Here is a 22,753-nt window from a genome sequence, read left to right on the forward strand (position 1 = left end):
ACAGGGACGCTTAATCGAGTGGCTTGATCTTGCCCAGCGGGATGAAGCCGAGCGAGGCCTTGCCCTTGACCACCGTCAGCAGCATCGATGGCTCGTTGCCGAGCACCGTCAGGGCAGAAAAGCCCTGCTCGATCTGGCTTTTCTGCTCGGGTATGGCGGCGCCGAGGATGGCGGCAACCGCTTTCGGGTCCTTCAGCCTGATCATCAGATCGGCGTTGACCAGGCCCTCGGCATCGACCGAAAGCGGTCCTGAAACGGTGATGCGCGCCGTGCCCGACGACAGGTAGAGGTTGCGGATTTCGATTGCCTGGCCGCGCAGGCTTTTCAGCTGCGTGCCGATCAGTGCTACGCCGTTCTTCAGCGTCGCGTCGCCGCTGGCATCGAGCGCCGGCAGCACGCGCCCGCCGATCGCGCCGGGGTCGATCTCGAGATCGCCGAAACTGCCGAGATAGTCGATGTCCGCCCCATTCGGCTGCAGTTGGCCAGCCGCCTTGCCGGCGCTGAACAATTGCACCGGATCGGAATCGTCGGCCGGATCGGTCTGGCCGGACAGGCCCTCCGCCTCCAGAGCAATCCGCTGCGGTAGCGGCCACCACAATTTGACGTTGGCCTGCAGATTGTCCCAGTCGATCCACAGCGGCGCCATGCCTGGCACGGAAGTCCTGAGCGGGCCGCGCAGATTGGCAACCGGTGACAGAGGCTGGATGATCTGGGCGGCTGCGTTGAAACTGCCGGCCGAAGCGGCGACGTTCCTGGCATCGTCCTCGTAAGCCAAATTGTCGCAAGAGACCGTAAAGCTCAGGGGATAGCCGCTGACCTGGAGGTTGGCGCAGCCGGCTTCGACGCCAGTTTTGTTCAGCGTGGCAACCGCCTTGTCGGCCTCGCTCCTTACCCGGTTGGCCAGATAGAACCAGCCGCCGCTGTAGATGGCAAACAGCACCACGACGAAGGCGGCAAGCCAGATCAGGCGGCGAAGGTTACTCGGCTGGCGTTCGTCACTTGACGTCATGCTTTGGCTCTCGTTAACGCATGGGTGTTGCGGACGGACAGTCGATCCCGCCGACAATAGGTAGACAGAGACGAATAGGTAGACGGGACAGGCTAAAAAACTCCGGTCCCGGTACGGTGTTGGCATTCTTTGCAATCAGGCGCGGCGATATGGGCGATTTTTGGGTGTTTGGCTATGGTTCGTTGATCTGGCGGCCGGGTTTCGCGCATGTCGAGACACAGCGCGCCCGCCTGCATGGGTATCGCCGGTCGCTCTGCGTCTATTCCTTCGTGCATCGCGGCACGCGTGAACGGCCGGGGCTGGTGCTCGGCCTCGACCGTGGCGGCTCCTGCGTCGGCCTGGCGTTCCGTGTTCCCGGCGACTTGCGCGACGAGGTCATCACCTATCTGCGCGACCGCGAGCTGGTCACCAATGTCTATCTCGAGCGCTTGCTCAAGATTCGTCTCGACGGGGGCCGGACTGTCGAGGCGGTGGCCTATATCGTCGACCGCCAGCACGAGCAGTATGCCGGCGCGCTCGACGCGGCGGAGGCGGCGGCCATGGTGCGTGGCGCGGTCGGCCAGTCCGGCGTCAACGAGGATTATGTGCTCAGCACACTGGAGCATCTCGAGGCGCTAGGCATTCGCGACCATTGGCTGGAGGAAGTCGCCAGGCGGGTCGCGCCTTTGTGAAGCTGGCTCTGCGGAAAAAGGCGGCCAGGCCTTTGACCTCGATCGGCCAAGACCTAGCTTAGGCTCCGAACCTCAGCCCGCGGGCAGCATTCGCCCGCCCAATCATTCCGGAGATACGCCTTGCAGAAACGCCGTCTCGGTCGTACCGATCTTTCCATCGCACCGCTGGTTCTGGGCGGCAATGTCTTCGGCTGGACCGCCGACGAGAAAACCTCGTTCGACCTGCTCGACCGCTTCATCGGCGCCGGCCTCAACGCCGTCGATACGGCGGATGCTTATTCGCGCTGGGTGCCCGGCCACAAGGGCGGAGAGTCGGAAACCATTATCGGCAAGTGGATGAAGGACCGCGGCAATCGTGACAAGGTCATCGTGGTCACCAAGGTCGGTTCGGATATGGGACAGGGCCATAAGGACCTGTCCGCCGCATACATCGAAAAGGCCGTCGACGCATCGCTGAAGCGGCTGCAGACCGACACCATCGATCTCTATCTGTCGCACTGGCCGGATCCGACGACGCCCTACGAGGAAACCCTTGGCGCCTATGAGAAGCTGCTCGCCAAGGGCAAGATCCGCTATGCCGGCTGCTCGAACCTCGACGCCGCCCAGTTGCGCGCCGCACTCGATGTGGCGAGCCTGCGCGGCCTGCCGCGTTACGAAGTGCTGCAGCCGGAATACAATCTCTACGACCGCTCGTCCTTCGACGGGCCACTGCGTGATCTCTGCGTGGCCGAGGACATCGGCGTCATCACCTATTTCAGTCTTGCCAAGGGCTTTCTCAGCGGCAAATACCGCAGCGAGGCCGATCTTGGTCAGAGCCCGCGTGGCGGCGGTGTGAAGGACTATCTCAACGCGCGCGGATATCGCATCCTTGCGGCACTGGACGCGGTCTCGGCCAGGCATTCGGCCAAGCAAGCGGAAGTCGCGCTTGCCTGGGTGATCGCGCAGCCCGGTGTGACCGCGCCGATCGCCAGCGCCACCAAGCCCGATCAGATGGACAGCTTGATCAAGGCGGCGTCGCTGAAATTGAGCGCCGACGACATGGCCGAACTCGACAGGGCGAGCGGCTGAAGCTTTCGGCGACCGCTCCTCGCACGAACGTCCAAGACGACCCTCTTGTCTTGCCGTACCGTTCCTTTGCACGGGGCAAGGCAGAGGTGCAGATGACGGAGCCGCTTCTTTCGCAGCTGGACCTTTGGCGTCAGCTGGTCGCGCTGGTGCTTGCCGCCACGATCGTCATGGGCAGCCCAGGGCCGGCAACGATAAGCGTCACCGCCGTCGGGGCCGCCTTCGGCCTGCGCCACTCGCTGCGCTATGCCGGGGGATCATCCTGGGCACGATCGCCGTGCTTTTGGTTGTCGCGGCCGGGGTCATGTCGGTGCTCACGTCGATGCCGAAGCTGGCGCCGTTGCTGGCTGTCGGGTCGTCGGCCTACATCCTCTATCTCGCCTTCAAGATCGCTACGGCGCCGCCCTTGGCGGCACGCGCCGCCGAGGCTTCGCGCCCAACATGGCTGGCCGGGTTTCTTCTCGCTGTCGCCAACCCAAAGGCCTATGTGGCGATCGCTGCCGTGTTCGCCGGCGCTTCGTCGAAACAAGCCGTCGCTGAGCTCGGTCTATGGCTGAGGCTGACGGTTCTCGCCCTGATGATCGTCGCCATCCATGCCGTGTCGCTCGTCGCGGGAGCAGCGTTCGCGCGCTTCCTGCGCCAGCCGGCAACCTCGCGGATCGTCAATTTGGTCTTTGCTGTGACGCTGGTGTTAACCACAGCGCTGGTAGTGTTTGGTTGAAAGCTGGCCCGGGAGTTTTCGCTCAGGCTTTCGCGCCGAGTTCCTGCAACCGCTTCACCGCCGTCGGCGGCAAGGCCGGCGGATTGGGTTCGTGGGATGACTCAATGAGAAGCTGATCGCAGGCGGCCTCCGTCTCGCCGATCAGGCGTGCCATAAATTCGTCCTTGCTCAAGCCGGGCGGGATCGGCGGCAGGAAGCGTGCCTTGATGGTGCCGGGGTAGCGCAGGAATTTCCGGCGCGGCCAATAAAGGCCGGCGACATGGGCAACCGGCACCACCGGAACACCAAGCTGCGCGTAGATTTCGACGATGCCGTATTTGTAGGCCGGCTCGTCGCCCGGCGCCCGGCGCGTGCCCTCGGGATAGATGATGAGCTGGCGGGGGTTGCGCGCCATCTCCTCCTTGGTCGCGGCGACCACGGCCTTCAGCGCCTTCGAGCGGCTGCCGCGGTTAACCGGGATCATGCGCATCTTCATGATGTACCAGCCGAAGAACGGGATCCAGGTCAGCTCTCGTTTCAAGATGTAGAGCGGGTCCTGGAGGAAGGGAAAGAAGGCGATCGTGTCCCAGAACGACTGGTGCTTGGGTGCCAGGATGAACGAGCCTGCTGGCAGGTTTTCCTGGCCGGTGATGTCGCTCTTCGTTCCAGCGATCTTGTCGAAGAGCCACATCGAGGTGCGCGACCAGAATTTCGGCACGAACCAGGCGCGGTGACGGGGCGACACGAAATAATAGGGGGTCCAGACGATCATCTGGACGATCAGGTTGACGTAGAAGACGAAATTGAACGTCAGCGATCTGGCATAGAGCATGGGGGAGGCCCGGTGAGGAGGTGAGCGTTGGTTACACCAAGCGCGGGGAAAAAGGAAATGGCCGCCGGCGCTCCGATCAGTGAAGGACAGCGATCCGTCGACGGGGGAGCAGCCCGGTCCCGCTACATCAAGCGCGCCAACCGCTCCTTCAGGCGCGGCGCGGCAAAATCGAGGAATGCGCGCAGCTTGACCGGCAGCAGGCCGTGGCCCGCATGCACCAGATTTACCGGCCATGGCGCCGGCTCGAACTCCTCCAGGAGGACGCGCAGCGTGCCGGACCGCAGCGCGGCCTCGATCTGGTAGGAGAGCACTTTAGTCAGCCCGACGCCGGCAATCGCCGCGTCGATGGCCGCTTCGGCGCTGTTGACCTGAAGCCGTGAACGGACCTGGACCGGGATTTCCGTTTTGCCCTTGGTGAAGGTCCAGGTGGCGGCGGAAGCAAGTCCCTCGAAGGTGATGCAATCTAGTGTTTCGAGATCCTCCGGGGCGGTCGGCGTGCCGTGTTCGGCGAGATAGGCGGGGCTGGCGCAAACGACGCGGCGGATCGCGCCGACGCTCATGGCGACCAGGCTCGAATCGGGCAGCCGGCCGATGCGGACTGCGAGGTCGAAATGGTCGTCGACCAGCTGGATTATGCGGTCTGCCAATGTCAGGCGGATGTCCACGTCGGGATAGGCCGCGAGAAAGCCGTTGACGACCGGCAGCACGTGCAGGCGGCCAAAGACGACCGGCGCGGTGATAGCCAGTTCGCCGGTTGGAGCGCTGTACTCTCCGGCAGCCGTGCGTTCGGCCTCGCCGATATCGTCGAGGATGCGGCGGCAGGCGGCAAGATAGGCTTGGCCGGCATCGGTCGGCGTCAGCCGGCGCGTCGAGCGGTTCAGGAGTCGTGTGTTGAGATGGCGTTCCAGATCGGAAACCTTCCGGCTGACCGTCGCCAGCGGAATGCCGAAACGGCGGCTTGCCGCGGAAAGGCTGCCGGCCTCCACCGCGGCGACAAAGAGTGACATGGCTTCGAGACGATCCATAGCTTCTTCCGAAAAATGGAAGGACAAGTTGCAAATATGTCATCTGCATCAGCAGGATGGAAGGCATTACATGGTTTTTGTCGGCCTGCCTGCGGCATGGCTATATCCAACCAGGAGCTATCATGTCCGAAAGCCGGCCACCGCTACCGCCGTTCACAACCGAGACCGCTGCGCAAAAGGCGCGCATGGCCGAGGACGCCTGGAACTCGCGCGATCCGGCACGGGTCGCGCTCGCCTACACAATGGACAGTCGCTGGCGTAACCGGACCGAATTCCTGCAAGGGCGCGATGCCATCCAGGCGTTCCTGACGCGCAAATGGAGCCGCGAGCTTGACTATCGGCTGATCAAGGAGGTCTGGGCCTTCCACGCCAACCGGATCGCGGTGCGCTTCGCCTATGAGTGGCGCGACGACAGCGGTTCATGGTTCCGCAGCTACGGCAACGAGAACTGGGAATTCGACGAACACGGGCTGATGCGCCTGCGCATCGCCAGCATCAACGACCTGCCGATCGGCGAGGCTGACCGCAAATATCACTGGCCGCTCGGCCGGCGGCCGGATGACCACCCAATACTGTCGGAACTCGGGCTTTAGAGCAATTCCAGGAGGCTTTCGATGAACGCGCATGCTTTCACCAGCGACGTCGCCTTCACGCCGACGGTCAAGGCGATCCAGGCCCGCAAGGGCTCACGCCAATCCTATGCCCGCGTCGAGGAGCGTGGCGGCTGGCAAGCCGTCATCACTCCCGATCTTGCCGCCTTCATCGAGATGCAGACCAGTGTCTTCCTGGCGACGGCCAATGGCGATGGCCAGCCCTACATCCAGCACCGCGGTGGGCCGGCCGGCTTCCTCAAGGTGCTGGATGAACACATGATCGGCTTCGCGGATTTCGCCGGCAACCGGCAGTTCATCACGCAGGGCAATCTGACCGACAATCCGCAGGCCTTCCTATTCCTGGTCGACTATATGCACCGCCAGCGCATCAAGCTCTGGGGTACGGCGCGCGTTGTCGAGAACGATGCCGAACTGCTGGCGAAACTGATGCCGCAGGATTACAAGGCCCGCCCCGAGCAGGTCATCCTGTTGACGGTCTCGGCCTGGGATGCCAATTGCCCACAACATATTCCGCAGCGTTTCGAGGCGGCCGATGTGGCGGCTGCACTCGGCGAGAGAGACAAGCAGATCGAGCGCCTTGAGCAGGAGGTCGCGCGGCTCAAGGGGGTGTCGGGCGCGGCCGCCAGGGCAGGCGCGGCCGCCGGGGAATAATGGTTCAGCCGCCGGCTGCGGTTTCGGCAAGCGCGATGCCGTTGGGAGTCGGCTTGACCGGCACGATGCCACGCGCCAGCGCCAGCAAATATTTGTTGTACTCGGTGAACAGGACGCGCAATGCCCGCGGCTTGGTCAGCCAGCCGCCGTTGTCGAGGTTGGAATTGACCACCGGATAGGGCTCAAGCTTGGCGCCATGCAGCAGCCGGCCCATTTCCAGCAGACTGCGCGGCATATGATAATTGTTGGTGACGAGGATCACTGTGCCATAGGCATGGCTCTCGACCCATTTGGCGCTTTCCTCGGCATTGCCGATCGTATCGAGCGCGGCACGGTCGATGTCGACGCAGCAGGAGAACAGCCTGACGTCGCCACCGGTCGCCGCCTGCAACTGGCGACGGCTGGCGGAAGGATGCACACCGCTGATCAGCAGCCGCTCGCCCTTGCCTGACGCCAGCAGGTACATGGCCGCATCGAGGCGGGATTGGCCGCCGGTCAGGACGATGATTGCATCAGCCTTGGCCGGATTGGCAGGCGTCGTCAGGTGGCTGACCTTGTTCGCGAACCAGCCGAAGCCGCCGGCAAACAATGTCACGAGGACGAGCAAGGAGAGAGCGGATATACGCAACGCAGCCCTTAGACGGCTCATCGTGCGGCGGTCATGCGAACGGGCAACCACCACTGGCATCTGTCCAGCCGTACCGGTCGTATCCCGCGCGTCCATCGCCATATGGTTAATCCTGAAATGCGGACTTGGGTAGGTAAAAGACGCACTTTGCGTTACGCGAATTCTCCATTCGTGATCATCTTGCCTCGTCAGCCTGCATCCGGTTGGCGAACATCGATGTCGCTGAGATAGGCGACGACGGTGGCGTGCGAGGTTGCCGCCGTCAGCCCGCCGATCACCAGCACCATCAAGACGACACCGAGATACCCAGCCGAGCCGATAGCGAAATTGCCGAAAAGGGCGGTTGCCTGGTCGGCCTGCGGCGTTGCCATGTTGCGCGACGACCACCAGGAAAAGACGATGAAGACGAGCACCGCCGCAGCACCGCCGGCCGCCGCTCCCTTCATGCCGGTGACCAGGAAATGCCGGCGGAATTCGCGTGCGATGAAGCGTGCCTCGGCACCGACGAAATGCAGCACCTCGATGATGTGGCCATTGCCGGCCATGGCGCCGCGTGTTGCGAACACCACGGTCAGTACCGTCGCCGACAGCATCAACGCCAGCACGGCGATGCCGATGGTCACCGTGGTGCGTGCCATGGCAACCAGCCGGTCGACCCAAGTGCGGTGATCGTCGAGCGAGGCACTCGGCAGTTTCGGCGTGATCGCGGCGCGCATTGCGGCGAAATCGGGTGGGCTGCTCTCGTCGATGGTGACGATGATCAGGCGCGGCACCGGCAAGTCGTCGATGTTGAGGCCTGAACCCAGCCACGGTTCCAACAGCCTAGCGGTCGCCTCGCGATCGATGATCCGGGTTGCCTTGACGCCGGGAAACTCGCCGGCGATCTGCGAGGCCCGGGCAAGGGCTGCCTCCATGTCGAGGCCGTCGACCGGTTTGATCTGGATCGTCGCCTCGCGCGAAATCTGGTTCTCCCAGACGGACGCGGTGTCGCGCACAAGCGTCACCGCGCCGAAGGTCAGGCAGGACAGGAATGTCATGATGGCGATGACCAGCACCAGCGCCCGGCCGGCGATGTTCTGCGCCGGCACGATCGGTGCCATCCTGCGCTGGGCGCGGGGCCCTGCCTTCGCCGCCTCGGCGTCCTGGTCGCGTTCCACAAGATGTTCGGCGGACAGTTCAGTCATAGATGTCCAGCCTTCCGCCGGCCAGGATCATGCGACGCGCGTCGACCTGTTCCATCAAGCCGAGATCGTGGGTAGCGATCACCACGGCGGTGCCGAGACGATTGAGCTCGATGAACAGACGCAGCAGGCGTCGCGCCAGCGGCGGATCGACATTGCCGGTCGGTTCGTCGGCCAGCAGGATCTCCGGCTGCTCGATCAGTGCTCGCGCGATCGCGGCGCGCTGCTTCTCGCCGCCGGACAGAACCGGCGGCAGCACATGCATGCGTTCGCCCAGCCCAACCCACTTCAACAGCTCGGTGACATCGGTGCGGTAGCTTGCTTCCTCGCGCCCGCGCACACGCAGCGGCAGCGCGACGTTTTCGTAGGTGGTCATGTGGTCGAGCAGGCGAAAGTCCTGGAACACGACGCCGATGCGCCGCCGCAGATGAGGCAGTTCGGTGCGCGAGATACGTGACCGATCCTTGCCGAAGATGGTGATCAGCCCGCGCGTCGGCTTCAGCGACATGAACAGCAGGCGCAGCAACGTCGTCTTGCCGGCGCCCGAAGGCCCACTCAGGAACTGGAAGGAGCGCTCCGGAATGTGCAGGGAGATGTCGCGGAGGATTTCCGGACCCATGCCATAACGGAGGCCGACATTTTCGAAGCGAATCAATTTCGGCGACCTGAAATTCGGCACGGCGGCGAGCCGGCCTGTTCTGGGTAAAGACCATCGGCCGGCATGGTTAACCGGCGGTTAATTCCTGGACTGTTTCGGCTCGTCACGAGGGCTCCGGTGGGGAAGCGTTAACCATTTGTCTTTACGCAAAAGAAACGAAAAGCGAACACGTGCTGCAATGCTGGGGCCATGATGGCTGACGATCGAACCGCGCGCCCGGTTTCCGGCGAAATCATGACCGATCCGGCGGCAATTGCCGCTAAGGACCGGTTCATGCGTGGTCCCGCTTCCGACGTCGTCGATGCCGATTATGTGGTGATGCCGCGTTTTGTCCCCGCCGTGGAAAGCGTTTCGCCGCTGCCGCGTGCGATCGTCCCACCGGCCATCGAGGGCATGGACATGCTGCGCAAGCCCGAGGCCCCGGCGGAACGGCCGCCGGCCTCGCGCGGCGGGCCGATCTTCTGGATCGCCGGCGTTGGCGCCGCGTTGGCCGCTTTCTGGGTCTCCGGCGGGCATGCGCTGGTGCGCCAGGCCCCGTTCCTGTCCAGCGCGCAGCCCTCGGCGCTCAGCATTTCCGGCGTCACCTCACGCGTCGACGCGTCGGGCCCGAACCCAGCGCTGTTCGTCGATGGCGAGGCCGCCAATGATGGCGCGAAACCGGTGCAACTGCCGCCGCTCGAAATTCGGGTGACGAGCAATGACGGGCGCACAACCCGCTATACGTTGGGGACATCCGGCCGCTCGCTGGCGTCGGGCGAAAGATTCGGCTTTGCCAGCCGGCTCGACGTGCCTAAGTACGGCGTAAGAACCGTCTTAGTCACTTTCGCTCAATAAGCGACTACCGAGGACCACCAATGCCAATCGTACGCGGCAAGGACATCGAAGTCCTGTTTTCAGCATCGGCGATCGCCCGGCGCAACCTCGAGCTCGCCAAGGAGATCGCCGGCCACGACTATCACGATCTGCTGGTGATCTCGGTGCTGAAGGGCTCGTTCATCTTCGCCGCCGATCTCATCCGTGCCATGCACGATGTCGGCTTGTCGCCGGAGGTCGAGTTCATCTTCATCTCCAGCTACGGCGCCGGCACCACCAGCGGCGAGGTGAGGGTGCTGCGCGACATCGACAACGAGGTCACCGGCCGCGACGTGCTGTTGATCGACGACATTCTCGAATCGGGCAAGACGCTGAGCTTCACCCGCGACCTGATGCTGTCGAGGGGCGCAAAAAGCTGTTCCATCGCCGTGCTGCTCGACAAGCGCATGCGTCGACAGACCGCACTCAACGCCGATTATGTCGGCTTCGACTGTCCCGACTATTTCGTCGTCGGCTACGGCATGGATGTCGCGCACGCTTTTCGCGAACTGCCTTTTGTCGGCGTCGTGAAAGGCGATGTCTGAGCGACTTCCAAAAAGATCCGCCGACCCTGGGCGCTTTCAGGAAAAGTCAACTTTTCGCGGCCAAATATGCCGGCCATGGCAAAGCTTCTGATCGTCGAGGACGATGAGTCCGTCCGCACCCTGGCCGCCCGCGCGCTTGAACGCGCAGGGCATGCGATCGACGTCGCGGCGGACGGCGCGCAAGGGCTTTCGCTGATCCAGGCCGCAAAAGGCGGCTACGATCTCGTCGTCTCCGACATCCGCATGCCGGAGATGGACGGCATCGAGATGGCGATTGCGGCGTCGGCCCTTTTTCCGTCAATGAAGATCATGCTGATGACTGGCTATGCCGACCAACGCGAGCGCGCCGAGGAGCTGGACGGCGTTATCCTCGATGTCGTGCAGAAGCCCTTTACCTTGGCCGAAATCCGCTCGCGCGTCGAACGGGCACTGATCTGCTTCGCCTGATCAGGCTGGATCGGCAGCAGTGAGCACGGCTGGGGCGCTCTTGCGCCGCTCGGTGTTGAGGGCCAGCAGGCCGGCGCCGATGATGAGGGCCGCGCCAATGACGGTCGTCGACCGCGGGACCTCGGCGAAGAACAGGAAACCCCACAGCGGCGACCACAGGATGCCTGTGTATTCGAAGGTGGCAACGCGGTTGGCCGGCGCCATCCGATAGGCCTGCGACAGCAAGATCATGCCGGCGGAGGCGACGAAACCGCAGGCCGCCATCTTGAGAAAATCCGGCAGCGTCGGCCACAGCCAGGGCCGCACCAGGAATTCCACGCTGGGGTGGACGGCATGGGTGATGCCGGCAAGGTGGAACACGCCGGCAACCACAGCGGCGCCAACCAGATAGGCGCCGTTCTGATAGAAGGCCATGACGGTCGACGATTCGGTGTCGCCGATCTTGCGGGCCATCAGTTGCGAGAAGCCGTAGAGCGCCGCCGAGCCCAGCGACAGGAGTGCTGCCATGTCGAACAGTCCGGTGCCGGGGCGCAGCATCACGAGCACGCCAAGCAACCCGATCAACACGGTCGCCAGCGTCTGCCACGAGACGCGCTCGCCGAGATACGGCCCGGCCAGCGCCATGATGAACAGCGGCGCCATGAAATAGAGCGCCACCGCATCGGCCAGCGGCAGAGCGGCGATTGCCAGATAGTACGCCGTATAGGAGGTGAACTGGATGAAGGCGCGCATCGTCAGCATGCCGAATCGCTTCGACAGGATCGCCCGCAGGCCGACATCGGCATGGACCAGAACAATCAGGATCGGCAGAGCGACGATCGAGCGGATCGCCATCACTTCGGTCACCGGATAGCCGCTCGATACGGCTTTGACGAGCGGGTCCTGCAGCGAGAAGACCAGCACGCCCAGGCACAGGCTCAGGATGCCGCGCACCATCCGATTCTGCATCTGCATCCAAGCTCCTGCGTATACGATCCGAAGCTGTCGCTTGCGGGGTAAAAAGAACCCGCCACCGTTTCGGGCAGCGGGCACGAGTGAGGACTCTTGATTGGTCCGCGGCTGATTTCGCAGCCGCATATCCAATGGGAAAGGCCACTATCATCCTGGGTTTGACATGTTGCAAACGAATTGGAATGATACCAGCGATCAAATTTCCTTATGGCGGATTTCATGCGACCAACCCTCGACAGCGACCTCCTGCGCACCTTCGTGGCCATTGCCGAAGCCGGCAATTTCACCAAAGCGGCCGAGCAGGCTGGCCGCACCCAGTCGGCGGTCTCGATGCAGATGAAGAAGCTCGAAGAGCTGATCGGCGACAGCCTGTTCGAACGCGGTTCGCGCGGCGTCGCGCTGACGCGGCGCGGCGGCGAACTCATCGTCAATGCCCGCCGCATCGTTTCGCTGCTCGACGAGACGGCGGCGTCGATGGCGGCGGCGCCGCTTGGCGGGCCGGTGCGCATCGGCATTCCGGAGGAGTATGGCCACGCTATCCTGTCGCGCGCGCTCGGTGCCTTTTCGAAGCGTCACACGCAGGTCGAGGTCACGGTGCGCTATGCGCATTCAGGGGCACAGATAGCGGCGCTCGCCGCCGGAGAACTCGATCTGTGCGTGGTGTTCGAATGGCAGGATCCTGCCGGCGGCGAAGTGCTGATGCACGATCCGACCGTGTGGGTGACATCGACCCTGCACCATATGCATGAGGAGCAGCCTGTGCCGATCGCGCTCTACAACCGGGCTGGCTGGTGCAAGGACTTCGCCATCAAGTCACTGGAGCAGCGCAATCTTGCCTATCGTGTCGCCTATACCAGCGACACCACTGGCGGCCTCAAGCTCGCCGTCACCTCCGGACTGGCGATCGCGCCGATTTCGCGCAGCAACATCCCAAGCGGCTGTCGCGAACTGACGGCCGCGGACGGGTTCGGCGACATCGATTCCTCGAATGTGGTGATGCACCGCAACCCCAATGCCTCAGGTGAGGCGATCGACGGCATGCAGGAGGCAATCCGCGAAGCGTTCGTCAACAGGCAGGATCACCCCGCGGCATCCTCGTAGAAATGCAGGCGGTTGCCGAACGGGTCGGCGACCGATACCTCACGGGTCTTCCATGGCGTCTCTTCCAGGCCCGGCCTGGCGAAGCGGTATTTTTTGCCGATCAGTTCGCGATGCAGTGCGGTGATGTCCTCGACCTTGATGCGCATGGCAATGCCGGGTGCACCGTCGCCGTGATGTTCGCTGAGATGCAGGACGCAGTCGTCGCGGCCGACCGCCATTTAGAGCGGTGCGTCGTCGTCGAAGCGATGTTCCCACTGCACCTCGAAGCCGAGGAAGCCGACATAGAATTCACGCGCCTTGGCAATATCGAAGATGCGCAGGATGGGGGTGACGGCGCCAAGTTTGGGCATGGTGGTGCAACCGCTCGAGAGGGTTTTCGGGTGGCGTGGAGGCGGGGCGGCAATCCCTATGTCTTGTCGCAATTCCGGACGGAAAACCGCTTCACACCTTTCTTGAAATTGCTCTATTTCAACTCAAGCAGCCGTTCCAGATAACTGCGTTCGATATCGGGGCTGAGCGCGTTGCCGAGCCGCTTGCGGATTGCTTCCAGAATCTGACGGGCACGCTGCACGTCGATCTCGTCCGGCACCTTCACCGAATCGCCGAAGTCCGGACCCTGGCTTGCGCGCGGCCGGCCGAGCGGATCACGATCGGCGTTCTGCTGGCGACCGCCTTTCTCGCTGCCGCCCTGGTCGCCTTGCATGGCCTGCATCTGCTTCATCATGTCCTTGGCGCCCCTGCGCAGCGCTTCCAGCGCCCGGCCCTGATGACCGACGGCTGCATCGCCTTCGCCCTCGCCGAGCGCCTGTTCGGCATTGCCCATCGACTTGCCGGCCTCGCCAAATCCTTCGTTGGGCTGCATGCCCATGCCTTCAAGTCCCTTCTTCAGCTGCTCGAGGTCGCTTTTCAGCTGGCCCTGACCTTGCTGCAACTGCTTCAGCGCATCGGCGAATTCCTGCGGTGTCATCGGCTTCGGCTGGCCGCCCTCGTTCGGCTTGTCGTTTTCGCCGGATTGACCTTGTTGCTCGTCCTGGCCGAGCTGTTCGTCGCGGTTCTGTCCGCGCTGGCGTTCGCCGCGCTGCATCTGGTCCATGCGGAAGGTATCGTTCATCATCTCCTGCTGGCGGCGCAGGATATCGCCGAGCTTGTCCATCTGCTGGCGCATCTCGCTGTCCTGCTGGCCGCCTTGCTGCTGCCGGCCGGCCTGCAGATTGTTCATCATGTCCTGAAGTTGCGACAGCAATTCCTGCGCCTTGTCGCGGTCGCCCGACTTCGCCAGATTCTCGATCTGGTCCATCATGCGGTCGATATCGCTCTGGCGCAGTTCCTGCCCGTTCTGCTGCATTTGCGGGGCGTTGGGATTCTGCTTGGCGCGCTCCGCGAATTCCTGCAGGAACTGGTTCATCGCCTCGCGCAGTTCCTTCATCGCCTTTTCGATTTCAGCGTCGCTGGCGCCATTCTTGATGGCGTCCTGCAGTGCCTGCTGCGCCTGGCGCAGCCGCTTTTCCGCAGCCGAGAGATTGCCTTCCTCGATGCCGAGCGCAATTTCCCAGAGATAGGAGACCTCGTTGCGCAATTGATCGTCGCTGTCGGCCATCTTCAGCCGGCTGCGGGCGCTCATGATGGCGAGGTAGTGGGACATGTTGTCAAAAGTGTCTTCCGGCCGCAGCGTGATGGCGTCCATCAGGTCGAGCACGCGCGGCTTGGCATTGGCGTCGAGCGCGAGCAGGCGGCGCTGCTCGATCACGGCCCGTGCCAGCGGATTGGCGAATGGCCGTTCCGGCATCAGCAGCGTCTTGGTTTCGCTCGATGCAGTGTGGCCGGCGTCGTCGGTGGCAACCAGCGTCAGCTTTATGCTGCTGCCGGCCCAGACATGTTCCGTCAGGTCCTTGGAGGTCCTGGCGGCATTCGACTTGCCGCCGCGGCGCGGCAGCGAAAGCGGCATTTCGGGCGGACCATAGAGCGAATGGGCATTCGGTGCCTGTTGATCGGCAAGCGCGAAAACCGCCTTGGCGGTGGCGGCGCCATAGTCGTCGTCGATCTGGTAGTTGAGTTCGAAGGCGCCGTTGGCGGCGCGCTTCGGCTCGCCGACGAAGCGGATCTGCGGCGGCTTGTCGGCTATGACCGCAAAGGCCCAGCGGCCGAGCTGATCCTCGCCCGATGTCAGGGTCAGCGTGCCGTCACCGGTCAGCTTGCCGGTGAACTGGCGTATCTTGGACGGCGTCGCCGGGCTTGCCACCGGCTTGGCCGTGGCGGCGGCCTGCGGGCCGGCCGGGTCGATGGCGCGGGAATTGCCACTCTTGTCGGCGTAGGCAAGCGTTTCCTCGCCCGAACCGCCGGTCACGCGCAACGAAACATCGCTGCCTTCGGGAATGGTGAAGGTCGGGGTCGCCTGGTTGGCGTCGGCCGTCAGGAAGATCGGCGGCTTGCCGGTGTAGGCCGGTGGCGTCACCCAGGCGTCGATGCGCGGCGGCACGGCATCATGTGCGCCATGGGCTTTGAACCCGTCGCTGATCCTGCCGCCCGTCGGCCCGAAGGAGAAGGCGAAGGCGGTAACGAGCAAAAGTGCTGCCACCGCGCGCAGCCCCCAAGGGTCGCGTTCCGGCACGCGCGTGCGCGGCAGGTCGGCGCCGAGGCTGTCAAGCTTTCCGGCCATGCGCTTCTGGTGCTCGCGCCAGAGCGCCTGCGAGAAGCTGCTTTCCCTGCCGCTAGGCCGGTCGGTCTGCACCAGCACCGGGCTGTGCAGCAATTGATTGGCCGCCTCGATGCGGCGGTCGACTTCGACGGCACCAGGGATGCGGAGGAAACGCAGCGGGTAGAGCGCGGCCAGTGCCGCGATCGCGAAAGCGGCGACAAGGCCGATGCGCGCCATATCCGGCAGCCGGGTGAAGATACCGAGCCATGAGGCGCTGAGGAACAGGCTGGCGACGATGACGAGCGGAAGCAGCAACGGCCAGCCACGCTCGACCATCATCGAGACCCGCGTCGCCAGCCGGCTCAAGGCGAGGCGCCCGGCCAGGCCGCGGTTGCCGTTGAAGGTGGGTCGTTGCGTCATCGGCCCTTCCTCCTATTTCATCCCGAAAGGACCGGGATGGGACTCTGTCTCTCCTGCATGATCTGTCCGGAAACCGGATTCCCTTTTGGGGTCATGCTGTGGGCGGGCAGGATAGCCCAAGCCTCACGACTCGAAGAATACCAGCAAACACGGCAAAGGCGAGGCAGTTTGCGAAAACGTGAAGGCCGCCGTTATAGTTCCACCGGTTGCAGTCAGAAAGTTGCGGGGTTGGCATTTGCCCCGCAGACCAGCACCGCGACGCGTTCGCCCGGCACCGGCGCATAGCGGCCGGACAGGATCGCGGCAAAGGCGGCGGCGCCACCCGGCTCGGAGATGATGCGCACCCGGTTCCACAGCGCCTTTTGCGCGGCGATGATGTCGTCGTCGCTGACCAGGATCGAGCGTTCGACAAAGGCTTCGGCGATCGGGAACATCATCTCGCCGACACGCTTTGGTGCCAGCGAATCGGCGGCGATGCCCTCGGCTGGCGCATCGACGGGGTGTCCGGCTTCAAACGCCCGGTAAAGCGTCGGTGCCCCCTCGGGCTCGACGGCGACGATGCGGATGCGGCCGGCAAACCAGGCAGCGATGCCGCCGATCAAGCCGCCGCCGCCGACAGCGACCAGCAGCGTGTCGATGTCGGGCAAATCGCCCTCGATTTCCAGCCCGAGCGTGCCCTGGCCGATCAGCGTCTCCTGCTGGTTGAAGGCATGGATCTGCAACGCACCGGTTTCCTCCGCGAAGCGTTCGCTGGCGGCCAGTGCCTCGGCATAGCGGGCGCCGCCGACGATCAGATCGGCGCCGTAGGAGCGGATCCGCTCCAGTTTGGCCGGCGGGCTCACTTCTGGAACGAAGATGGTCGCCTTGTGGCCAAGCCGCATGGCGGCATAGGCGACGGCAGCACCATGGTTGCCGCCCGACGCGGCGACGACGCCGGCCTTGGGAACCGGCCGTTCCAGGAGATTGGTGAAGGCGCCGCGTGCCTTGAACGAGCCGGAGTGCTGCAGGCATTCAAGCTTCAGGTCAATCGTCAGCGGCGGCCGGTCGAAATCGGCCATGTCGACGCGCAGCACCGGTGTGTGCCTGATATAGGGGCGGATGCGCGATTCCATCGCGGCAATGCGCTCGCGCGTGACGGTGTTGCCGTTCCTCATGATCTGCTCCCTGTGACGGGTAACTGTGTTTCCGGCGCCTCTATGCGAGCCAATCGGGCACGGAATCCAGCCCGATCAGGTCGTCATAGGTCAGGCGCGGACGCACGATGTGGAAGCGGTCGCCATCAACCAGCACCTCCGGCACCAGCAGGCGAGTGTTATAGATACCGGCCTGCACCGCGCCATAGGCGCCGGCTGTGAAGACGGAAATCAGGTCGCCGGCCTTCAGCCTGGGCAGATCGCGGTCGAGGCCGATATAGTCGCCGGTCTCGCAGACCGGGCCGACCACGTCGACCATCATGCGCGGCGCGTCGGCCGGCGGCTGCACGACCGGACGGATGTCGTGGAAAGCATCGTAGAGCGTCGGCCGGATGAGATCGTTCATGGCGGCGTCGACGACCAGGAAGTTCTTGGCGTCGCCTTCCTTCACGAAGATCACCTCGGAGACCAGGATGCCGGCATTGCCTGATATCAGCCGGCCCGGCTCGAACATCACCTTAAGCCCAAGCTTGCCGACATGCTTCCTGACGATCTGGGCATAGGCATCGGGGAGGGGCGGCGGGTTGTTGTCGACGCGGTAGGGAATGCCGAGGCCGCCGCCGAGATCGACATGCTCGATGGCATGGCCGTCGGTGCGCAGCCCGCCAACCAGATCGACAAGCAGCGCGAAAGCGTCGTCGAAAGGCTGCAGCTCGGTGATCTGGCTGCCGATATGGGTGTCGATGCCGGTCACCTTGATGCCGGGAAGCGTTGCCGCGCGAGCGTAGACCTGACGCGCCCGCTGCCACGGAATGCCGAACTTGTTCTCGGCCTTGCCGGTGGAAATCTTCTTGTGGGTCTTGGCGTCGACATCGGGATTGATGCGCAGCGAGATCGACGCCACCTTGCCGAGCGCCGCCGCCCGGGCCGATAGCAGCTCGAGCTCAGGCTCGGATTCGACGTTGAAGCAGAGGATGCCGGCGGCCAGGGCAAAGTCCATTTCGCGCGCAGTCTTGCCGACGCCCGAAAACAGGATCTTGCTTGCCGGGATGCCGGCGGCCAGCGCCCGGCGCAATTCCCCTTCCGAAACCACGTCGGCACCGGCGCCGAGTCTGGCCAGCGTCCGCAGGACGGCCTGGTTGGAATTGGCCTTCATGGCGTAGCAGACCAGCGCGTCGAGCCCAGCAAAGGCCTGCGCAAACACCCGGTAGTGCCTGGTCAACGTGGCCGTCGAATAGCAGTAGAACGGCGTGCCGACCTGTGCGGCGATATCAGGGATCGCCACGTCCTCGGCATGGAGCACGCCGTCGCGGTAGTCGAAGTGGTTCACGAGAGTGGTTCCGGGAAGTTGGAGCGATGAGATCGGGTTTAGAAGGACCAAACCCAGTCGCATGGCTCTAGATCAGCGGGTCGAGGATGAACTTCTTGTCCTGGGCCGGTTTTTCCGGCTCCGGAGGTACAGGCTGGTGCGCTTTCGAGGCATCCTTGCGCGCTTGCACGGCTGCCTCATAGGGCGTGTCGAGACCGCCCCTCCTGCCGCAGGCCGAAACGGCCGCGATCGCCGCCAGAAGCGTCAGCGTCACCAAAATCCTGCTTCCGGTCATCGATCCATCCGTCCGAAACGTTTGCCAGCCGCCGCTTTTAGCCGAGTTCTCGGCGTATTGCACCCCGGGATATTGCTGGTTGCAATATCAGGGATATTGCTGGTCGCAATAGCCCGGCGATATTGCTGGTCGCAGTAGCCGGCATCACGCTTTCGCCAGTCGTTTTTTCCAGGTGCGGATCTGTTTCCTCACCTCCGACGGCGCGGTGCCGCCGAAACTGGTGCGGCTCTTGACCGAGTTCTGCACCGCCAGCACCGAAAATATGTCCGCAGTGATGCCGGGATTGATCGACTGCAAATCCTCCAGCGAGAGCTTCTCCAGCCCGATCTTCTTCTCTTCGGCCAGCGCCACTGCCCGGCCGGTGACATGATGTGCCTCGCGGAACGGCAGGCCGAGCGTGCGCACCAGCCAGTCGGCAAGGTCGGTGGCGGTCGCATGGCCGGCGCCGGCGGCTTTCTTCATCGCGGCCGCGTTGACCGTCATGTCCGAAACCATGCCGGCCATCGCGGCCAGCATCAGGTCCAGCGTCTCGGCGGCATCGAACACCGATTCCTTGTCTTCCTGCATGTCCTTGCCATAGGTCAAAGGCATGCCCTTCATTACCGTCAGCAGGCCGACGAGATGGCCGGTGACGCGGCCGGTCTTGCCACGCACCAGTTCGGCGGCATCGGGGTTCTTCTTTTGCGGCATGATCGAGGAGCCGGTGGAGAACGAGTCCGACAGCCTGACGAAGCCGAACTGCGGCGTCGACCAGATGATGATCTCCTCGGCCAGCCGCGACAAATGCGTGGCGCAGATCGCGGCCATGCCGAGGAACTCCAGCGCGAAATCGCGGTCCGAGACACTGTCCAACGAATTGCGCATCGGCTCGCGGAAGCCGAGCGCCTTGGCGGTCCGGTGGCGGTCGATCGGGAAGCTGGTGCCGGCAAGGGCTGCAGCACCGAGCGGGCTTTCGTCCATCCGCTCGATCGCATCGCGTACACGCGACAGGTCACGCGAAAACATTTCGACATAGGCCATGCAGTGATGGCCGAAGGTCACGGGCTGCGCCGCCTGCATATGGGTGAAGCCCGGCATCACCGTCGCCGCATGCTCCTCGGCCCGCTCCAGTAGCGCCTTGATCAGCCCTATCAACGCCTCGGCGACGCGAAAGCACTCGTCCTTGACCCACAACCTCAAATCCACCGCCACCTGGTCATTGCGCGAGCGGGCGGTGTGCAGCCGGCCGGCCGCCGGGCCGATCAGATCGGCAAGGCGGGCCTCTATGTTCATGTGGATGTCTTCGAGCCGGGTCGAGAACTCGAAGCTGCCGGCTTCGATCTCTTTCAGGATCGTGTTCAGCCCGTGAGCGATTTTTTCTTGATCGGCCGCCGAAATAATGCCCGTCTGCGCCAGCATCTCGCTATGGGCGATCGAGCCTTTGATATCCTGCGCATAGAGTTTGCGGTCGAAGGAGATCGACGCGTTGATCGCTTCCATGATCGCGGCCGGACCCGAGGCAAAACGTCCGCCCCACATCTGGTTGCTGGTCTTCTTGTCGCTCATGGCTATAACCCGTGCTTCGGAGCAGTTTTGAGAAAATGGCAGACGGTAATAAATTCTTCCCGGCCCCGCGCCTGATCCTCGCCGCCCTGGTAGCGGGCGCGCTGGCCGGCGCGGTCGCGGTATATGTCAGCGAGAGCCGGTCTGGCAACAATGCACCGGCACAAGCCGCCGTCGGCGACAACAAGGACGATGTCGCCTGCGCCGCCAAGAGCGACCGCGCCAAGAAGGTTGCGGCCTCGGCCACCGGTGAGGTTGCCGCACTTTTGCCGGCCGATCCGCCGCAATCCTTGAAAAGCCTTGCCTTCAATGGTCCGGACGGCAAGGCGATGACGCTTGCCGACCATGCCGGCAAGACGGTGCTGCTCAATTTGTGGGCGACATGGTGCGCGCCGTGCCGCGCCGAAATGCCGGCGCTCGATGTGCTGCAGAAGGAAATGGGCAGCGACGTCTTTGAGGTGGTCGCCGTCAATGTGGATGCCGGTGACGATGTGAAGCCGAAGAAGTTCCTTAGCGATACCGGCGTGGCGACGCTGGGCTACTACCGGGATTCGACGATGGCGCTGTTCAACGACCTCAAGACGCGCGGCCTGGCGCTCGGCCTTCCCGTCACCATGCTGATCGATGGCGAGGGCTGCCTGCTCGCTCATATGAACGGCCCGGCCGAATGGTCGGGGCCGGATGCCAGGAGACTGGTCGAGACGGCGCTCAAACCCGAAAGCCTTTAGAGCAGCTCACCGTTTCACGGCTGCGGCAACTGCAATCAGCATTGTCATGCCCGAAAGCCAGCTTGGCAGGGCCCGGTCCTGGAGACGGTTCCTGCCCTGTTCGTTATCGCGCTAAGTCGGCTAACCCCGTTGCTTTGCCGTAGTCTGCTACGCGGAGGCGAGCATTGCTTCAGGCAGAGATGAAGTTCATCGATCTGCAACAAAGCCGTTGTCTGATTGTCATGAGCGACACATATTGCCTGTGCGGGAGTGCCCCTTTCGCCAATGACAAACGGGAGATGAAACATGAAGTCCTTCGGCTTCGCGGCCGGTGTTGCCGCCACCTTTACGCTGCTTTCCTCAACCTCCGCTTTTGCTGTCACGCAGATCAGTTGGTGGCACGCCATGACTGGCGCCAATGCCGAAGTTGTCGACAAGATCTCCAAAGATTTCAATGCCAGCCAGAGCGACTATGAGCTCGTTCCGGTGTTCAAGGGCACGTATCCCGAGACGCTGAATGCCGGCATCGCCGCCTACCGCGCCGGCCAGGCGCCCGACATTATTCAGGTGTTCGACGTCGGCACCGGCGTGATGATGGCAGCCGAAGGAGCAATCAAGCCGGCAGCCGATGTGTTGACCAGCGCTGGAATGACCTTCGACAAGAGCCAGTACCTGCCAGGCATAGTCGGCTATTATTCGAAGCCGGACGGCACCATGCTCTCCTTCCCCTACAACTCCTCTTCGCCGATCCTTTATTACAACAAGGATATCTTCCAGAAGGCTGGTCTCGACGTCGACAGCCCGCCCAAGACCTGGAATGAGGTGTGGGAGGATGCCAAGAAGATCAAGGCGAGCGGCGCGGCCGCCTGCGGCTACACCTCGACCTGGCTGACCTGGATCCATCTGGAGAATTTCGCGGCCTGGAATGACGTGTCATGGGCCACCCAGCAGAACGGTCTGGCCGGCGGCGATGTCGAGCTCAAGATCAATGCGCCGATTTTCGTCAACCATTTCCAGGCGCTCGCAGACCTCGCCAAGGACGGCACCTTCAAATATGGCGGCCGCACTTCCGAAGCCAAGCAGATCTTCCTTGCCGGCGAATGCGGGATCATGACTGAATCCTCCGGCGGGCTCGGCGATATCGTCAAGTCCGGCATGAATTACGGCATCGGCCAATTGCCCTATGACAGCGACGCCAAGGGCGCGCCGCAGAACACGACGCCGGGTGGCGCCAGCCTGTGGGTTTTCGCGGACAAATCCGACGAGGAATACAAGGGAGTGGCTGCTTTCTTCGCCTATTTGTCGAAGACCGACGTGCAGGAGTACCTGCACCAGAAGTCGGGCTATTTGCCGGTAACGCTGGCGGCCTATGAAGCGACCAAGAAATCCGGTTTCTATGACAAGAACGTCGGTCGCGAGACCCCGATCCTGCAGATGACGGGTAAGGCGCCGACCGACAATTCGAAGGGCGTACGTCTGCCGAATCTGCCGCAGGTGCGCGATATCCAGAACGAGGAGTTCGAGAAGATGCTCGCCGGCCAGCAAACCGCGCAGCAGGCGCTCGACAATGCGGTTGCGCGTGGCAACGCCGCGATCAAGGAAGCGCTGGGGAATTAGAGCGAGCGCAGAGGCCTTGTTCCACAGCGCATCCACCGTCCTGTCAGGGATCTCCCCCGGAGGGGGAGATTTGCTGTGATTTCGCCAATTGTCGATGCTGCCGAATCCGAAACGTCCATCAATGCCATCTTTGACAGAGAAGGGCACCATATGGTGCCACCCGAC

22 protein-coding genes and 2 pseudogenes are annotated in these 22,753 nt (G+C 63.4%); 11 read left to right on the plus strand and 13 right to left on the minus strand.

What is annotated here, in order from left to right; genetic code table 11:
• Positions 1-10 precede the first annotated feature (10 nt).
• The gene (locus tag NKJ01_RS11105; protein WP_352727886.1) at positions 11-1,009 is read right to left on the minus strand and encodes a DUF2125 domain-containing protein; all 999 of its coding nucleotides are present in this window, start codon (positions 1,007-1,009) and stop codon (positions 11-13) included.
• 149 nt (positions 1,010-1,158) lie between these two features.
• Here NKJ01_RS11105 and NKJ01_RS11110 point away from each other — a divergent pair, with 149 nt between their 5' ends.
• The 3 genes and pseudogenes from NKJ01_RS11110 to NKJ01_RS11120 all read left to right on the plus strand — a co-directional run bounded on the left by NKJ01_RS11110 (position 1,159) and on the right by NKJ01_RS11120 (position 3,466).
• Complete coding sequence (locus NKJ01_RS11110) at positions 1,159-1,680, plus strand: gamma-glutamylcyclotransferase (RefSeq protein ID WP_352727888.1); 522 nt, start codon at positions 1,159-1,161, stop codon at positions 1,678-1,680.
• 120 nt (positions 1,681-1,800) lie between these two features.
• On the plus strand, positions 1,801-2,748 hold the full coding sequence (locus NKJ01_RS11115) for an aldo/keto reductase (RefSeq protein ID WP_352727889.1): 948 nt from the start codon (positions 1,801-1,803) through the stop codon (positions 2,746-2,748).
• A 92-nt stretch (positions 2,749-2,840) separates the two neighbouring features.
• Positions 2,841-3,466: pseudogene (locus tag NKJ01_RS11120) on the plus strand (LysE family translocator).
• Between the two features lie 22 nt (positions 3,467-3,488).
• Here the strand turns inward: NKJ01_RS11120 and NKJ01_RS11125 are convergent.
• Together NKJ01_RS11125 and NKJ01_RS11130 are read right to left on the minus strand one after the other, a co-directional pair.
• On the minus strand, positions 3,489-4,277 hold the full coding sequence (locus tag NKJ01_RS11125; protein ID WP_352727891.1) for a lysophospholipid acyltransferase family protein: 789 nt from the start codon (positions 4,275-4,277) through the stop codon (positions 3,489-3,491).
• 122 nt (positions 4,278-4,399) lie between these two features.
• Positions 4,400-5,302: a LysR family transcriptional regulator gene (locus NKJ01_RS11130; protein ID WP_352727893.1), complete on the minus strand. Its 903-nt coding sequence runs from the start codon at positions 5,300-5,302 to the stop codon at positions 4,400-4,402.
• A gap of 122 nt (positions 5,303-5,424) precedes the next feature.
• Between NKJ01_RS11130 and NKJ01_RS11135 the strand changes: the two genes are divergently transcribed.
• The gene (locus NKJ01_RS11135; RefSeq protein WP_352727895.1) at positions 5,425-5,895 is read left to right on the plus strand and encodes a nuclear transport factor 2 family protein; all 471 of its coding nucleotides are present in this window, start codon (positions 5,425-5,427) and stop codon (positions 5,893-5,895) included.
• A 21-nt stretch (positions 5,896-5,916) separates the two neighbouring features.
• A complete protein-coding gene (locus NKJ01_RS11140; RefSeq protein ID WP_352727897.1) occupies positions 5,917-6,567 on the plus strand; it encodes a pyridoxamine 5'-phosphate oxidase family protein in 651 nt (216 codons plus the stop codon).
• A gap of 4 nt (positions 6,568-6,571) precedes the next feature.
• Here the strand turns inward: NKJ01_RS11140 and NKJ01_RS11145 are convergent, their stop codons facing one another.
• From NKJ01_RS11145 to ftsE, 3 genes are all read right to left on the minus strand, one after another.
• Entirely contained in the window at positions 6,572-7,297 is a 726-nt protein-coding gene (locus NKJ01_RS11145) for a YdcF family protein (RefSeq protein ID WP_352727899.1), read from the minus strand.
• An 86-nt stretch (positions 7,298-7,383) separates the two neighbouring features.
• Positions 7,384-8,379, minus strand: coding sequence for a cell division protein FtsX (locus NKJ01_RS11150; protein WP_352727900.1), 996 nt, complete (start codon positions 8,377-8,379; stop codon positions 7,384-7,386).
• Entirely contained in the window at positions 8,372-9,031 is a 660-nt protein-coding gene (gene ftsE, locus NKJ01_RS11155; protein WP_010911739.1) for a cell division ATP-binding protein FtsE, read from the minus strand. The genes NKJ01_RS11150 and ftsE overlap by 8 nt, the downstream gene beginning before the upstream one ends.
• A gap of 192 nt (positions 9,032-9,223) precedes the next feature.
• Here ftsE and NKJ01_RS11160 point away from each other — a divergent pair, with 192 nt between their 5' ends.
• The 3 genes from NKJ01_RS11160 (at position 9,224) to NKJ01_RS11170 (ending at position 10,878) form a co-directional block, all read left to right on the plus strand.
• A complete protein-coding gene (locus NKJ01_RS11160) occupies positions 9,224-9,868 on the plus strand; it encodes a hypothetical protein (RefSeq protein ID WP_352727902.1) in 645 nt (214 codons plus the stop codon).
• A 20-nt stretch (positions 9,869-9,888) separates the two neighbouring features.
• Positions 9,889-10,431 (plus strand): hypoxanthine phosphoribosyltransferase, encoded by a 543-nt coding sequence (hpt, locus tag NKJ01_RS11165; protein ID WP_023757232.1) that lies wholly within the window; start codon positions 9,889-9,891, stop codon positions 10,429-10,431.
• 75 nt (positions 10,432-10,506) lie between these two features.
• Entirely contained in the window at positions 10,507-10,878 is a 372-nt protein-coding gene (locus tag NKJ01_RS11170; RefSeq protein WP_352727904.1) for a response regulator, read from the plus strand.
• Here the strand turns inward: NKJ01_RS11170 and NKJ01_RS11175 are convergent, their stop codons facing one another.
• Entirely contained in the window at positions 10,879-11,826 is a 948-nt protein-coding gene (locus tag NKJ01_RS11175) for a DMT family transporter (RefSeq protein ID WP_352728009.1), read from the minus strand. It lies immediately after the preceding gene.
• 222 nt (positions 11,827-12,048) lie between these two features.
• On the opposite strand from NKJ01_RS11175, the gene NKJ01_RS11180 reads away from it, so the two are divergent.
• Positions 12,049-12,930 (plus strand): LysR family transcriptional regulator, encoded by an 882-nt coding sequence (locus NKJ01_RS11180; protein WP_352604350.1) that lies wholly within the window; start codon positions 12,049-12,051, stop codon positions 12,928-12,930.
• On the opposite strand, the pseudogene NKJ01_RS11185 reads toward NKJ01_RS11180, so the two are convergent.
• The 6 genes and pseudogenes from NKJ01_RS11185 to argH all read right to left on the minus strand — a co-directional run bounded on the left by NKJ01_RS11185 (position 12,909) and on the right by argH (position 20,267).
• Positions 12,909-13,280, minus strand: a pseudogene (locus NKJ01_RS11185) (glyoxalase superfamily protein). The gene NKJ01_RS11180 and the pseudogene NKJ01_RS11185 overlap by 22 nt on opposite strands.
• Positions 13,281-13,393: 113 nt before the next feature.
• Complete coding sequence (locus NKJ01_RS11190) at positions 13,394-15,985, minus strand: TIGR02302 family protein (RefSeq protein WP_352727906.1); 2,592 nt, start codon at positions 15,983-15,985, stop codon at positions 13,394-13,396.
• Between the two features lie 212 nt (positions 15,986-16,197).
• Positions 16,198-17,139: a threonine/serine dehydratase gene (locus NKJ01_RS11195; RefSeq protein ID WP_352727908.1), complete on the minus strand. Its 942-nt coding sequence runs from the start codon at positions 17,137-17,139 to the stop codon at positions 16,198-16,200.
• Between the two features lie 40 nt (positions 17,140-17,179).
• Positions 17,180-18,448: a diaminopimelate decarboxylase gene (lysA, locus tag NKJ01_RS11200; RefSeq protein WP_352727909.1), complete on the minus strand. Its 1,269-nt coding sequence runs from the start codon at positions 18,446-18,448 to the stop codon at positions 17,180-17,182.
• A 67-nt stretch (positions 18,449-18,515) separates the two neighbouring features.
• Positions 18,516-18,722, minus strand: coding sequence for a lipoprotein (locus NKJ01_RS11205; protein ID WP_352727911.1), 207 nt, complete (start codon positions 18,720-18,722; stop codon positions 18,516-18,518).
• Positions 18,723-18,866: 144 nt separating this feature from the next.
• A complete protein-coding gene (gene argH / locus NKJ01_RS11210) occupies positions 18,867-20,267 on the minus strand; it encodes an argininosuccinate lyase (protein WP_352727913.1) in 1,401 nt (466 codons plus the stop codon).
• 35 nt (positions 20,268-20,302) lie between these two features.
• On the opposite strand from argH, the gene tlpA reads away from it, so the two are divergent.
• Positions 20,303-20,992 (plus strand): thiol:disulfide interchange protein TlpA, encoded by a 690-nt coding sequence (tlpA, locus tag NKJ01_RS11215; protein WP_352727915.1) that lies wholly within the window; start codon positions 20,303-20,305, stop codon positions 20,990-20,992.
• Positions 20,993-21,277: 285 nt separating this feature from the next.
• Positions 21,278-22,588, plus strand: coding sequence for a sn-glycerol-3-phosphate ABC transporter substrate-binding protein UgpB (ugpB, locus tag NKJ01_RS11220; RefSeq protein WP_352727917.1), 1,311 nt, complete (start codon positions 21,278-21,280; stop codon positions 22,586-22,588).
• Positions 22,589-22,753: the final 165 nt, after the last annotated feature.

The organism is Mesorhizobium sp. M0276, from assembly GCF_040321755.1.
Taxonomy (GTDB): Bacteria; Pseudomonadota; Alphaproteobacteria; order Rhizobiales; family Rhizobiaceae; genus Mesorhizobium.

Coding starts and splice junctions, on each gene's coding strand:
- NKJ01_RS11105 (WP_352727886.1), bottom strand. CDS start 1,009: ATGACGTCAAGTGACGAACGCCAGCCGAGTAACCTTCGCCGCCTGATC.
- NKJ01_RS11110 (WP_352727888.1), top strand. CDS start 1,159: ATGGGCGATTTTTGGGTGTTTGGCTATGGTTCGTTGATCTGGCGGCCG.
- NKJ01_RS11125 (WP_352727891.1), bottom strand. CDS start 4,277: ATGCTCTATGCCAGATCGCTGACGTTCAATTTCGTCTTCTACGTCAAC.
- NKJ01_RS11130 (WP_352727893.1), bottom strand. CDS start 5,302: ATGGATCGTCTCGAAGCCATGTCACTCTTTGTCGCCGCGGTGGAGGCC.
- NKJ01_RS11135 (WP_352727895.1), top strand. CDS start 5,425: ATGTCCGAAAGCCGGCCACCGCTACCGCCGTTCACAACCGAGACCGCT.
- NKJ01_RS11140 (WP_352727897.1), top strand. CDS start 5,917: ATGAACGCGCATGCTTTCACCAGCGACGTCGCCTTCACGCCGACGGTC.
- NKJ01_RS11145 (WP_352727899.1), bottom strand. CDS start 7,297: ATGGCGATGGACGCGCGGGATACGACCGGTACGGCTGGACAGATGCCA.
- NKJ01_RS11150 (WP_352727900.1), bottom strand. CDS start 8,379: ATGACTGAACTGTCCGCCGAACATCTTGTGGAACGCGACCAGGACGCC.
- NKJ01_RS11160 (WP_352727902.1), top strand. CDS start 9,224: ATGATGGCTGACGATCGAACCGCGCGCCCGGTTTCCGGCGAAATCATG.
- hpt (WP_023757232.1), top strand. CDS start 9,889: ATGCCAATCGTACGCGGCAAGGACATCGAAGTCCTGTTTTCAGCATCG.
- NKJ01_RS11170 (WP_352727904.1), top strand. CDS start 10,507: ATGGCAAAGCTTCTGATCGTCGAGGACGATGAGTCCGTCCGCACCCTG.
- NKJ01_RS11175 (WP_352728009.1), bottom strand. CDS start 11,826: ATGCAGAATCGGATGGTGCGCGGCATCCTGAGCCTGTGCCTGGGCGTG.
- NKJ01_RS11180 (WP_352604350.1), top strand. CDS start 12,049: ATGCGACCAACCCTCGACAGCGACCTCCTGCGCACCTTCGTGGCCATT.
- NKJ01_RS11190 (WP_352727906.1), bottom strand. CDS start 15,985: ATGACGCAACGACCCACCTTCAACGGCAACCGCGGCCTGGCCGGGCGC.
- NKJ01_RS11195 (WP_352727908.1), bottom strand. CDS start 17,139: ATGAGGAACGGCAACACCGTCACGCGCGAGCGCATTGCCGCGATGGAA.
- NKJ01_RS11205 (WP_352727911.1), bottom strand. CDS start 18,722: ATGACCGGAAGCAGGATTTTGGTGACGCTGACGCTTCTGGCGGCGATC.
- argH (WP_352727913.1), bottom strand. CDS start 20,267: ATGAGCGACAAGAAGACCAGCAACCAGATGTGGGGCGGACGTTTTGCC.
- tlpA (WP_352727915.1), top strand. CDS start 20,303: ATGGCAGACGGTAATAAATTCTTCCCGGCCCCGCGCCTGATCCTCGCC.
- ugpB (WP_352727917.1), top strand. CDS start 21,278: ATGAAGTCCTTCGGCTTCGCGGCCGGTGTTGCCGCCACCTTTACGCTG.